The organism is Arcicella sp. BE140 (assembly GCF_031456255.1).
In the GTDB taxonomy this organism is placed as follows: domain Bacteria; phylum Bacteroidota; class Bacteroidia; order Cytophagales; family Spirosomataceae; genus Arcicella; species Arcicella aquatica.
Window position 1 is genome coordinate 92,721 of sequence record NZ_JAVDUE010000003.1, and the last position, 14,130, is coordinate 106,850.

The following is a 14,130-nucleotide window of genomic DNA, read 5'->3' on the forward strand; positions in this document are numbered from 1 at the left end:
ATTTTTTAAGCTGTCAGCTTTCAGATATCGGGCTTCGGTTATAGGCTTTTTACTTTGGCTTTTTTTAAATCAGTGTGAATCTGCGTATCAAATCAGCGTAAATCAGCGGGTAAAATCAAGCTTTCAGACATCGGATTTCGGTTGTCAGCTTTTTTTGCCTTTTTAAAAAAATCTGTGTGAATCTGCGTATTAAATCACCGTAAATCTACGGGTGAAATAAAGCTTTCACACATCATTCAATGCCAATAAAACAAAAAGACTCAGGACAAATCCCGAGTCTTTTTATTTAATAAATAAATCTCAAAGCTAACAGCTCATTGCTCACAGCGAATTACTTACTCAAACTAGCAATCATTTCTTCCAAAGCCTTTATTTTCGATTCAGCATCAGCCAATTTTTGGCGTTCTCTTTCTACTAATTCTGGTTTGGCATTGGCTACAAAGCGTTCGTTTGCCAATTTAGCTTCGGTTGATTTTTTGAAGCCTAAATTATACTCCAATTCTTTTTGCGCGTTGGCTAATTCAGCCTCAACGTCTATTTCTCCGGCAAGATTAATAAAGAACTCATCAGCTTTTACGACAAACGAAAGAGCTCCCTCTACCTTATCACTTACATATTCAATCGTTTCGGTATTTGCCAACTTTTGAATAATACCTTCTAACGTTTGATAGCGTGCTTTATCATCAGTTTTGATAGATAATGGTAAGGCTGTTTTAGGCGAAAGTTGCTTAGCATTACGCGTTTCGCGGATTTTGGTAACAATGGTAAACATTACCTCAAAATCACCTAAAAGCTGGGTGTTTACTTCGCCCGCTATTGGATAGCTTGCTCTACAGATACTTTCAGTTTCTCCACGTTGACTAATCGCTTGCCAGATTTCTTCTGTGATAAATGGCATATATGGATGAGCCAAACACATCAATTTTTCAAAGAGCGTAATTGTAGCTTCAAACGTCGCTTTATCAATAGGCTGTTCGTAAGGAGGCTTAATCATTTCAAGGTATTTACCACAGAAATCATCCCAAATCAAATTATAAATTGACAAAAGAGCATCAGAAATACGGAATTTCACAAAATGCTCTTGAACATCAATAATCGTCTGATTCAAACGTGATTCAAGCCATTGAATGGCTAATGAATTTTCCTGTGGTTGTGAAATATCTGTTGCATTCCAACCTTCTACCAAACGATAAGCGTTCCAAACTTTATTACAGAAATTACGCCCTTGTTCTACAAGTTTTTCATCAAACATCAAGTCGTTTCCAGCAGGAGAACTAAAAAGCATCCCTGTACGAACGCCATCAGCTCCGTATTGAGCAATCAAGTCTAATGGGTCTGGTGAATTACCAAGTGATTTAGACATTTTACGACCTAATTTATCCCGAACGATACCTGTTAAATACACATTTCTGAAAGGCAATTCGCCTCTCCATTCGTATCCAGCAATAATCATACGAGCTACCCAGAAGAATAAAATTTCTGGAGCAGTAACTAAATCGTTGGTTGGATAATAATATTTAATATCCTCGTTATCAGGATTTTCGATGCCATCAAATACAGAAATTGGCCATAACCAAGATGAGAACCAAGTATCCAAAACGTCTGGGTCTTGTGTCAAATCCTCTTCAGTCAAAGCAAACAGTTGTAATTCGTGTTGTGCTTTACGCAAGGCTTCACGCTTACTTTTTGCCACGATAACAGTGCCGTCTTGCAAGTAATAAGCAGGAATCTGTTGCCCCCACCAAAGTTGTCTTGAAATACACCAATCTCTCACATTTTCCATCCAAGACGAATACATATTCTTGAATTTCGGTGGATACAATTTGATGTTATCATTCATTACGTTTTCTAACGCTGGCTGAGAAACCTCCTTCATCTCTAAAAACCACTGTAGCGACAACTTAGGCTCGATAACTGCCCCAGTACGCTCAGAAGTTTTAACGATAGATTTGTATTCTTCTACCTTTACTAAATGCCCCGCTTCTTCTAACTCTTTAACAATATTTCTACGCGCTGCAAAACGGTCTTGACCTACAAATAATACAGCTTTTTCATTCAAGAAACCTGCATCATCCAAGATGTCGATTACTGGTAATTTATGTTTTAAGCCTAATTCGTAGTCATTTAAATCATGAGCAGGCGTTACTTTTAAACAACCCGTTCCAAAATCCATCGTTACGTATTCGTCTAAAATGACAGGAATAGCACGACCTAATAGTGGAATCGTTACTGTTTTGCCATGAAGATGAGTATAGCGCTCGTCGTTCGGGTTAATACAAACAGCCGAATCCGCCATGATAGTTTCAGGGCGAGAAGTTGCAATCGTTAAGCTTCCTTCTTCTCCAACAACATTATAAGTAATGTAATATAATTTTGCTTGAATATCTTTGTCAATTACCTCTTCGTCAGATAAAGCAGTTTTCCCTTGTGGGTCCCAGTTTACCATTCTTACGCCACGGTAAATTTTCCCTTTTTCATACAGACGCACGAAAGTATCAATTACAGCTTGATACAATGATGGCTCCATCGTAAAACGAGTTCTGTCCCAATCACAAGAAGCACCTAGCTTTTTTAATTGTTCAAGGATAATTCCGCCGTACTTATCTTTCCATTCCATGGCATAAGCTAAGAATTCGTCACGTGTCAAATCCTTTTTCTCAATACCTCTTTCTTTCAACATCGCTACCACTTTCGCTTCTGTGGCGATAGACGCATGGTCTGTACCCGGCACCCAACAAGCTTCCTTACCTTCCATTCTAGCCTTACGAATCAATACATCTTGAATAGTATTGTTCAGCATGTGTCCCATGTGGAGCACACCCGTTACATTTGGCGGAGGAATTACAATAGAATAAGGTTCTTTGTCTGGATTTGGTTTTGAAGCAAAGAATTTATTATCGAGCCAATACTTGTACCATTTGGCTTCAATGTCTTGTGGAGCGTATGTTTTTGAAATCATTTTATAAGAATTGTGAGTCAGCCTTTCTACCCTGACGGAAATTTGTTGCAAAGATACGGATTTTGAAGGAAAGGACTCAATTGAACGGAAGGAGATATTAAAGAGAATCAATGACAAACTTCATTAAATTGGTCATATTCTTCTAAAGTACTATTAAGTCATGCCATGAGTAACAAACAAAAAGCCCTCAAAACAATGAATGTCTGAGGGCTTTGTCGTTAATGCTAGATATATTGACTAAAAGTCCTCATCCAAAGAGAATGACATTGATTCTTTTTCAGACATGACGCCTGATTTTTGATATTCTGCCACTCGTTTTTCAAAGAAGTTAGTTTTTCCTTGCAATGAAATCATCTCCATAAAGTCAAATGGATTGGTTGCATTATATTGTTTTTGTAAGCCCAAAGCCAATAATAAACGGTCGGCTACGAATTCGATGTATTGACACATCAATTCAGCATTCATTCCGATTAATGAAACTGGTAAAGCGTCCGTTACAAATTCTTTTTCAATAGCAACCGCATCCATGATGATTTTATATACTGAATCTGGCTCTAATTGATTTTTGATATGTTCGGTATAAAGCAAACAAGCAAAGTCGCAGTGAAGACCTTCGTCTCTTGAAATCAATTCGTTCGAGAACGATAAGCCAGGCATTAAACCACGTTTTTTCAACCAGAAAATTGAACAGAAAGAACCCGAGAAGAAAATACCTTCTACCGCAGCAAAAGCAATTAAACGCTCAGCAAAGTTGCCATCGTTAATCCAACGCAATGCCCAGTCTGCTTTTTTCTTTACGCATGGAATAGTATCCACAGCACGCAACATTTTATCTTTCTCTACAGGATTTTTAATATAAGTATCAATCAACAATGAGTACGTTTCAGAGTGAATATTTTCCATCATAATCTGAAATCCATAGAAACATTTAGCCTCTGCGTATTGTACTTCAGAAAGGAAGTTTACTGCAAGATTTTCGTTTACGATACCGTCTGAAGCAGCAAAAAATGCCAATACGTGTGATATGAAGTGTCTTTCTCCATCATTTAAACGATGTTCCCAGTCTGCTAAATCTTGTTGAAGGTCTATTTCCTCGGCAGTCCAAAAAGAAGCTTCCGCTTTTTTATAGAATTGCCAAATATCATTTTGCTTAATAGGAAACAATACAAAGCGGTTTGGATCTTCAACTAAAAGGGGCTCTATTTGCGTAATGTTTGTCATGGTTTTTAAGGGAATTTTCTGTTCAGCAATTCAGTATCTGAACAATTCTTTTATATAAAAATCTTTGTTTTTCTATTGTAATATTTAAAATTATTGGACGTCAGGTACTTAGTGTCTTTCACACTTATTAATCCAAAGCTTTAAGCTTAAATTCTGCTAATCTCTACTTACCGCAACATCAAAAGTAGTTAGGAAGTTATATTTTCAGGAAAAAAATCTGCTGTTTTTGATAAGCACTCCTTTTTGCAAGACGAACGCTTAATGTGTAAAATTAATCAGATAAAAATTTTAGTGGGCTATTAGGCAGGTACAAAATACAATTCACTAGAAGCTTCAAGCCGATATGAGTGCCGAGCTATCTTTTTCAAATTTAGAAAGGTTTTAGCTCAATAACTAAGAAATATTATTGAATTTTTAGAAATATTATTCAGCCCTTAAAATCGCAATTTAAATACTATAAAGTATTTATTTGTTAGGATTAATTGATAGTATTGTTTATCAGAATGTTACAGAATAGTATTAAAAATCTATGCCAGTACTTTTCAAAAATTTTGATGAAATCTTAGATTTACTGGTAATATATCTTATACTTAAGCCAAGATAAGGAGCTACAGGCAAACTAGAAGTGCTTAAATTTTCGTTGGCTGAATTAAACGTCTTTACTTTTCGGAAAGCAGTTAATCCGCCCTCCACTCCAAGGTTGAAAACATTTAATACATGAGCATTGGCTGATAATGTAAACCTAACCTGTTGATAGTTTTGGCGACGAATCATCTTTTCGGGAATAGCATATTCTTGATAACCAGCACTGTATCCGTCATACACACTATTGAAGTCCAGATGAAGCCAAGGTTTTGCTTTATACCCTAAACTAGCCCTAAATGGCAATATACCCGAAACCTTCCAGTCATCGCCGAGTGCTTTTGTAAAACCAAATACAGGAATAATTCTAAACTTTTGATTATAGATAATGGCAGTTCCATAAAGTATCTGAGTTCGTAAACCCAAAATCCGTAGTCGGGCAGCACCACCATAAAAATAAGGTTGCGGATTCAAGAAAGTTTCATTCGTTTGTGTGATACCTCCACCTACAGCATATACCCACAGTTTTTCACGTAAACTAGCTTTCAATTGTACATAAGTTACCCCTAAGGTTTTGTAACCACCATCGGGCTGGTCTTTGCCGTCAATCGTTGTATTTATTTGTGCAAGGTTCGCAATTAACAAAGAATGCTTTGCTTGAATATCTGCTTTTTTACCAAAACCAATTCCTGCCTGAATTTCTGTACTCAATGGCATAACTCCTACTGCTGTTGTTCTATTAAACCCAAACCTTTGTCCGTTAGACAAAGAAGTTTCAGGCATAAACTCTGCGCGTAAAGTAATATTTGGGTAAAACAGTTGACTCAAAGACGGCGTTTGAGCAACACTTTTTGAGCATAAGCCAACTACAAAAGCTAGAAAAAATATGGAAGCGTTTTTATAAAGCATCATGGAGCAATGTTAATATGCTAGTAAACGACTTATTCAATTAGAAAGTATTTATGAGGGAATCCTATTCAGGATACAAACCGATTTATATAAATATTCAGTAAAATGAGTAAAAAATAACAATATATACTTTTAGATATATCTTAGAATTTATTAGATTTTATCCATTTAATATGAATAGCCTTCAACAGCTCGACTACGTCGTATTTTTACTTTATTTAATCCTTGTTGCTTCGTATGGCTATTGGGTATTTCAACGAGACAAAACTAAAAACACCACTACCCAAGGGTTTTTCTTAGCCGAAGGGTCGCTCACTTGGTGGGCTATCGGAGCATCATTGATTGCCTCTAATATTTCGGCAGAGCATTTTATCGGCATGTCGGGTTCTGGCTTTGCCATAGGCTTGGCTATTTCTTCGTATGAATGGATGTCAGCCGCTACCCTTATCATTGTAGCAGTGTTTTTTATACCTATCTATCTAAAGAATAAGATTTACACCATGCCTCAATTATTGTCTTTACGATATAATGATACCGTAGCGACAATCATGGCTGTGTTTTGGCTTTTGCTGTATGTGTTTATTAACCTTACTTCTATATTATACTTAGGCTCATTGGCTTTAGAAACCATTACAGGAGTAAGATTTGAATACTGTATGGGTGCTTTATCTATTTTTGCTATTCTCATTACGTTGGGAGGGATGAAGGTGATTGGCTATACAGACGTAATCCAAGTAGTAGTACTGATTTTAGGAGGATTAGCCACGACGTATTTAGCACTCAATATGGTCTCGGATAAGTTTGGCGGAGAAGGTATTTTTGATGGATTGTCTTTGCTGAAAACAAAAGCTGATGATCATTTTCACATGATTTTTTCAAAAGGTGACAAGCATTATTACGAATTACCCGGATTGTCTATTCTGATAGGAGGGATGTGGATTAACAACCTTAATTATTGGGGATGTAATCAATACATCGTTCAAAGAGCCTTGGGGGCAGACTTAAAAACGGCAAGAAGTGGAATTATCTTTGCGGCTTTCTTAAAGTTATTGATTCCATTAATTTGCGTTATTCCGGGTATAGCGGCCTACGTATTATACAATAATGGTTCTTTACAACAGGAAATGGTAGATTTACACGGTGTCGTAAAGCCCGACCATGCCTACCCGTCGTTGATGAACTTATTGCCACAAGGTTTAAAAGGCTTGGCTTTCGCAGCCCTTACGGCTGCCATTGTAGCTTCTTTGGCTAGCAAGTGTAATAGTATCGCTACGATTTTTAGTTTAGATATTTATAAAAAGATACTAAATAAAAATGCGACCGAAAGACAAACCGTTTTAATAGGTAGATACGCCGTTTGGGTTTCCTTTGCGATAGCCTTGATTGTTACGCCACAGCTTCGCCACCTCGAACAAGCATATCAGTTTATTCAGGAATATTCAAACTATATTACCCCTGGTGCTTTTGCTTTATTTTCGCTGGGCTTGTTCTGGAAAAAGACTACTTCAAATGCTGCAATTATTGCTGCTGTATTGACTTTACCGCTCTCGCTGTTATTCAAAATATTACCTGATTGGATGCATACAGACCCTATCCCTTTTCTAGATAGAACATTATGGGTATATCTGATTTTAGTAATTTTGATGATAACCATTTCGTTGATAGAAGACAGAAAGAAGAAGGAAACAAAAGGGTTTGAAGTAGATACGAGTATGTTTAAGGTATCTAGTTCTTTTGTAGTTATTTCAATGCTGATTTGTGGCGTTTTAGCAGCACTTTATACCGTGTTTTGGTAAAATCAAAACCTATTGTATCAAAAGTATGCAATAAAATTTATACTTTTGATAATACAATTTTTAAGTACAATTATCTAATATTCAATATCATTAATTTATACAATTTAATCTGTTTTGGTCTCATGGAATTTTCAGAAAAAGAAATCGCTCCCTTAGCGAGCTTGGATGTATGGGAAGACGATGTTTTACAGCGTTATCCCGAAGAAGATACTACCTTTACAAAGACAAAAGAAGAGTATCGCAACTACGACAACCCCGAGAGAGATACCGTTCGGGAGTTCTATCGTTTGAATCATAAGTACCAAACTTATGACTTTGTCAAGCAAAAACAGGCTGAGTTCTTGAAATTCGATAAAAAAGAAATGCCTATTTGGGATGCCTTTGATTTCTTAAACTCGTTGGTAGATGATTCTGACCCTGATACTTCATTAGACCAATGGCAACATTTATTACAAACCTCTGAGGCTATCCGTGCAGACGGTCATCCAGATTGGTTTGTATTGACGGGTTTATTGCACGATATGGGTAAAGTACTTTGCCTATTTGGTGAACCACAATGGGCAGTAGTAGGGGATACTTTTCCTGTAGGGTGTAAACATTCAGATAAAATTGTTTATTCAGAATATTTTGAAGCTAATCCAGATGCTCACGACGAACGTTTTAATACTAAATATGGTGTTTATTCACCAAACTGCGGTTTAAGAAATGTCGATATGTCGTGGGGACATGATGAATATCTATATCAAATGGTAAAAGATAATTTGCCAGAGCCAGCCTTGTACATGATTCGCTATCACTCATTTTATTCACAACACCGTGAAAACGCGTATGAGCATTTGATGGATGAACATGACCATGAAATGTTTGAATGGGTAAAGAAATTCAATCCTTATGATTTGTATTCAAAACTTCCTGTACCTCCAGATACAGAAGCCTTGAAACCATATTACAAAGAGTTAGTAAAAAAATATTTACCAGCTAACTTGAAGTTTTAATTAATACAAAAGCCATCCAGATTTCTGGATGGCTTTTGTATTGTTAAGGATAAAGATTAATACTTAATAATTTTTCGAGTAATGATTTTGTTGCCAACATCAATTTTTAAGAAATAAGTACCAGTATTAATTTTAGAAAAGTCAATCGCTCCAGAATGGCTTTGAGTATTTTTATCAGAAACTTGTTCTAATAATATCTGACCGCTTATATTATAAAGGGTTAGATATACTTTTTCAGGTTTATCGGTATTTACTTTCCAGTTACAAATTTCGGCAGTAGGAATAGGATACACCTCTACATTGATATTTTTCTCAATATCGTTAGCCAAAACAAGCACTTCTATTTTAGCAGAGCCTTCTGTTGTACCAATTCCACAAAGATTTTTCACTTCGCTAATGGTATAAGTAGTAGTAAATTGCGGTTTTACGGTGACTTCAAAAGGCGAGGTAGTAGCCGTAAATGTTTGTCCATCCGATAATTTAAAAGTCCACGGGGCGTAAGAGTTGAAATTGACAGCTATTTTAGCTTCCTTGTCATAATCAATGTTTTGATTACCCGATAGCGTCGCTTTAGGTAAAATAGTAGGCAAGGCAATTGTTTTTACTTTCTCTGAATAATCCCAACATTCACCTTTTCTGAGCAAAGCCCTGTAAATCCCTGAGCTATTAGTTTTTAAGGTGGATGTATTAGCGTCTTTGATTCCTACATTATTTAATTCCCATTGATATTTTAAGCCACTTTCGTTACTAGCAATCAGTTCAACGGTTGAGTTATCACAGAAAGTAATGGAGTCTTTAGGGCTAATACTAGTTGGGATTTTAACGAAATTCACCTTAATGGTTTCAGAAGTTCCTTCACATTTGCCCTGACTCACTTTTAATTGGTATGATCCAGCTTTACTTGTGGTTATGTAGGATAAATTGCTAAGACTAACGCCATCTTTGAGCCATTTGTACACTATTTTATTCGTGTCAATAACACTAGTTGAAGCCATGCCATAGAAAGTGATTTTGTTACCCTCACAAATGTTATTGTCATAAGAAGTTTGCCTATCCATCGACACTACCAGTTTCCCTAAGGAGACTTTATAAGGTTGTGAAAGAGAAACACAGCCACCTTTGTATTGGGTTTCTAATACATAAGTACCTTCTTGGTTAGTGGTAATAGATTGTGTATTTTCTTGATTATTCGATGGCTTAAATATTTGTCCATCTTTTTTCCAAGTATACCCAATGGCTCTTTGGCTGTTCATAGCTCCATCATAACTATTTATAGAAGTTGAGGTTGAATTCCCCAGAATCGTTACAGAATCTTGACAACTTACAATAGGTATATATTTCAAATTTTTATCATAAGCATAGTCATTTACTAGTTGTACTCGCTTACTAAACTTAATGTCAACAGTGTCGGTTGATGATTGACATTCTTCTCCATTTTCGTAAAGAGCTTTGATAACTGTATAATATTTTCCTGAGGTTTTGCTTGAGAAATTAGCATAGTTAATACGTTTACCATTTTCAGAATAAAAAGAAATATAATCATCACCCTTTTCCGTATAGACACTACCTGATTTTGATGGATATTCTATCTCGTTGATTTGCTTACCGTCTCGATACCAATAGATTGTATTTTTAATAAGGGGGAAATTAGTTTGAGAAGAGTCACTGGTAAATTCATTTGATATTGAGGTCGGTAAAAAATTGTTAATATTTAATCTTATAGTTGACCCTTCACAGTAATCTGTTTCTATATCACCATAATACGATTTTGCATAGCTTGCTTTTTGTATAACAGGATTATTGATAATAACTTCTTCTGAAAAACCTTCACATATACCATTACTTATTTTGACCGAGTATTTCCCGCTTTCAGTTGTACTAAAAAAGGAGTCATTTACATTCGGAATTTCAATACCATTTTTGAACCATTGATACTTTAGTTTTTTACTTGAATAATCTGTTGAGGCGTATAAATCAGCTTTGAATTTAGAGCATCCAACCGTCCAGTAACTATATGAAACTTTTGCCTTTAACTTATCTTTAATAGGACTTTTTGTAATTTCAAAGGTATCCGAAATGGCTAAACATTGGTTTTTTTGAATGGTGGCTACATATTTCCCTTCTTGATTTGTTGTAAGTGTACTACTGTTTTTACTTGCAAGTAATATTCCATCTCTTTTCCATATAATATTCCCATCAGAGAAATAGGCATTAATATCAATTGTTTCTTGTCCACATAAAAATTGATTATTCCCACTTATTATTGGTTTGGGTAATTGTCCAAGCGTTACTTTAATTGGTTTTGTTTCCCAAGTACACCCAAGGGATGTTTCATATTTTAGTGTATAACTCCCACTTTGATTAGCTTGTAAGTCGGGTTTATTAGAGTTCTCTATTCTTATTTTGTCTTTAAACCATTGATAGTTTTTGAATTTTTGAGAATAGTAAACATGATTGAAAATGTAAATATGGGCACTATCACATGCAATAATATCCTGAGTGTTATAATCTCCAGAATATAGCGTGCTGCTTACATAACTATCATCAGGTAAGCTCATTTTTAGTTTAATTCTGGATGAAATAGAACTTACGGTCTTATCTTCTGTAATAATCCTAATTTCAAAATTACTAAAAGACTGTGGCACTTTGATTTTGATTGGACTTGTAGTACCTTCACCCAATACATAATTTTCAACAGTAATTACTTTAAATTTTGTTCCAATAGGGAAAACTCCTGTTGTGTTAAATGGAATCTCAATTTCACTATTTATACATACACCAGTTGTTAAATAACTTGGATTAAGATTACCTAATGAAATACTTCTGCATTCTGCGGAATTTACTACCGATAATTGTGTAGTGCTTGTTACAGAACATCCACCCTTATCTGCAAAGCCTTCAACTTTATAAGTCCCCGCATTTTTGGAAGAAATGTTTTTAAATTGAGGCATAGAAGTTGAAGTGCCTGATATCATACTTGATTGTGTGCCATTTATAAAAGTAATGGTAAAATAATCGGCTGTTTCGGTACTATCAGTTAAAATTGATATTGGGCGAGGAAACTCAAAGTCTGAACCTTCACAAGCAATTATTGTTTTTGGTAGATTCATTGTGGGTAACTCATTTACTATCACACTACTTTGGGTAGAAATATTACAACCACTACTGGTTTCTCCTTTTAACGTATAAAGACCAGACATTGCTGTTGTCGACTTTGGTATTTTAGGATTTAGAATCTTAGCATTAAAATTATTTGGACCAGTCCATTCTACATTTTTAAGGTTCCCTTGAGTTGAGAAAATAATAGAATCACCCTTGCAAATATTTTGTGTAGCAGGAATGGAAATACCTAGTGTAAATTCCTTAGACGAATAAACACAATTATTTTTAATTACCTGTAAATAGTAATTTCCATATTGAGTTGTATTGAGGCTATTGGATGTAGCATCCTTTATTAGTTGCTTATCTCGATACCACTGATATGTTGCATCAAGAATGGTATTTGTGTTTAACGTAAATGTATTATTTGCAGAACATGAATCTTTTATAGAGATATTAATCTGTTTTTCAATTTTTACTTCGATAGTATCCGAATAATAAGTGTAAGAATCTTGAGTGAATTCATAACTGTACTTTCCTTCTTCATTCACTGTAATGTCACAACCACCACGGAGGTTAGGTATTTTTTTTCCGTCTTTTTTCCAAACGATTTGATTGTTATAGCAAATGTTTGGTGTTAATGTATGTAAACTACCTTCACAGAGAATTGTCGTTTTTGGACTATTGATTGTGAATTTTTGAGCTATGATAGGGTTGTCAATTTTAATAATTCTTGATTCTCCAACACAATCAGTTTGGCTATCTGTATATTTTAACTGATAATTTCCAGAGATAAGTGGTGTGAGCGTTGATTGTTGTATGTACAATTTATCATCATTATACCATTTGAAACCATTATTTGACAAAAAACTTGAATAATTGTAATCTGGGTAATAATAAGTATTACTAACTGTTGGGCTATAATAATAAGAAGGAAGTGTAACAACTTGGTACAATGGGATAGTGAAGGATTTACCCATTGTTATTTTTAGACTGTCTTCAGCAGTACATTTTCCTTGTGTTACTTTTAATTTATAAGTACCACTTTGGGTAGCTATACGCACATTATCATTACTATTGGCGCTTATAGAGCCATATAGTTTTCCATTTAAATATATTTCTTGATTTCCAGTGGACTGAGCAATTAAGTTGAAATTTATAGGAGTAATTGAGCAAACTTTCATTTCTCTTATTTCAGACATATCCGACGTAACTCCATAGGAGTCACTATAAGAATTCGCCCAAAATGATAGTTTAGCGGATATGTTATCTGTACTGATAATTTTAATAGGAGAAGAAACCCCTACACACAAGCCCGTTTTTCCAATAACTTTATATTCTCCCTCTTCTTTTGCTAAATAACCTGAGCTGGTTGCACCGTCTATAAATTTATCATTTTTTAACCATTGATAAGTATAAATATTAGGTGATAAATATTCTGTAGAAGCACTCAAGTAAGCTTCTCCTTGATTTTTACAAATAGAGATTGTTTTTTCATTGGAACTTGAAGAAATAGAGACATTGGCAGATGTTTTACTAACTACCTCTAATTTAGGACTATGATATTCACATGTCGTATTGGTGATTTGTGCATAGTAAATATCATCTTCTGTGATTTGTAATTTTACACCACTCTCTCCAATTAACAATTGGTTGTTTTTATACCATTGTACTTTACATTTCCCCAAGTACGTGGTATCAACCCTTAAATTAGTAGGTGTTTCTTTACAAATTTTTATAGAGTAAGTATCATAGTCATTGATATAACTATAATAACTACTATTATTTCCTGATTCTATGTACAATCTCGTTGAATAGGGACAGTCTGGTGTTTTGAAGGTTACTATAGTCGATGTTTCCGAGGTACATCCAAAACCATCAGTCATTGTAGCAGTGTATGTACCTTGAGCTCTTTTGTCGAATCCGTTAATGGTCGGAAAGGCTTCTTGAGAAGTAAAATTATCAGGGCCAATCCAAGAATACCTAAATGCCACATCACTAGCACCAGAAGGCTGTGTGCCAAGTACAAGACTGGTCCCGCTAACAAAGTTGTATATTACTTGTTTGTTAAAATAGGTTTTCCCAACTTTCACATCAACAGATAATGTTGTAGTGCCATCAATAGTAACACTATAATTACCACCGTTCTCTAATATAGTTTTTTCGATAATTGGGTTCTGTAAATTTGAAGTAAAACCATTTGGACCTTTCCAGACAAACGTTTTTCCACCACTTGCTTTGAGTTCTAGGGTATTGCCTAGACAAATAGGAGAATTAGAGGATACCTGTTGGCTAAATGTAGTGTAATTGATACAAAATAATAGTGTAATGAGTAAGTAGAAATGCTTCATGTGTAGGCAATTGTTTGAGTTTATTTTTTACAAATAAAACAGAAAGAAAGATGTATTTGAAATTAAAGAATTAATAAATAATTGCTTTTATAAATTTTGGACAATGAGATTTTGAGGAAGAGTTAAGATTTAAGTATCAAAAAAAATATTTTTCCTCCTCATTATCAAATCATTACAATTTTTTTCTATCTTTGCACCCCCGTAAAGTAACACTTTTA

At 34.9% G+C, this 14,130-nt stretch carries 6 protein-coding genes; 2 read left to right on the top strand and 4 right to left on the bottom strand.

From position 1 onward, the window contains the following. Nucleotides 1-331: 331 nt before the first annotated feature. The 3 genes from J2Y60_RS06290 to J2Y60_RS06300 form a co-directional block, all read right to left on the bottom strand. Nucleotides 332-2,959: a valine--tRNA ligase gene (locus J2Y60_RS06290; protein WP_309914934.1), complete on the bottom strand. Its 2,628-nt coding sequence runs from the start codon at nt 2,957-2,959 to the stop codon at nt 332-334. 237 nt (nt 2,960-3,196) lie between these two features. Continuing rightward, a complete protein-coding gene (locus tag J2Y60_RS06295; RefSeq protein WP_309914937.1) occupies nt 3,197-4,180 on the bottom strand; it encodes a ribonucleoside-diphosphate reductase small subunit in 984 nt (327 codons plus the stop codon). A gap of 519 nt (nt 4,181-4,699) precedes the next feature. Beyond that, the gene (locus J2Y60_RS06300; protein ID WP_309914939.1) at nt 4,700-5,674 is read right to left on the bottom strand and encodes a hypothetical protein; all 975 of its coding nucleotides are present in this window, start codon (nt 5,672-5,674) and stop codon (nt 4,700-4,702) included. A gap of 170 nt (nt 5,675-5,844) precedes the next feature. On the opposite strand from J2Y60_RS06300, the gene J2Y60_RS06305 reads away from it, so the two are divergent. Continuing rightward, nucleotides 5,845-7,467 (top strand): sodium/sugar symporter, encoded by a 1,623-nt coding sequence (locus tag J2Y60_RS06305; RefSeq protein WP_309914942.1) that lies wholly within the window; start codon nt 5,845-5,847, stop codon nt 7,465-7,467. 122 nt (nt 7,468-7,589) lie between these two features. Beyond that, nucleotides 7,590-8,462 (top strand): inositol oxygenase family protein, encoded by an 873-nt coding sequence (locus tag J2Y60_RS06310; protein WP_309914944.1) that lies wholly within the window; start codon nt 7,590-7,592, stop codon nt 8,460-8,462. Between the two features lie 56 nt (nt 8,463-8,518). On the opposite strand, the gene J2Y60_RS06315 is transcribed toward J2Y60_RS06310, so the two are convergent. Further along, entirely contained in the window at nt 8,519-13,912 is a 5,394-nt protein-coding gene (locus tag J2Y60_RS06315) for a T9SS type A sorting domain-containing protein (RefSeq protein ID WP_309914947.1), read from the bottom strand. Nucleotides 13,913-14,130: the final 218 nt, after the last annotated feature.

Excerpts from the sequence above, each read along its gene's own strand:
- J2Y60_RS06305 (WP_309914942.1), top strand. The coding sequence starts at position 5,845 with ATGAATAGCCTTCAACAGCTCGACTACGTCGTATTTTTACTTTATTTA.
- J2Y60_RS06295 (WP_309914937.1), bottom strand. The coding sequence starts at position 4,180 with ATGACAAACATTACGCAAATAGAGCCCCTTTTAGTTGAAGATCCAAAC.
- J2Y60_RS06315 (WP_309914947.1), bottom strand. The coding sequence starts at position 13,912 with ATGAAGCATTTCTACTTACTCATTACACTATTATTTTGTATCAATTAC.
- J2Y60_RS06310 (WP_309914944.1), top strand. The coding sequence starts at position 7,590 with ATGGAATTTTCAGAAAAAGAAATCGCTCCCTTAGCGAGCTTGGATGTA.
- J2Y60_RS06290 (WP_309914934.1), bottom strand. The coding sequence starts at position 2,959 with ATGATTTCAAAAACATACGCTCCACAAGACATTGAAGCCAAATGGTAC.
- J2Y60_RS06300 (WP_309914939.1), bottom strand. The coding sequence starts at position 5,674 with ATGATGCTTTATAAAAACGCTTCCATATTTTTTCTAGCTTTTGTAGTT.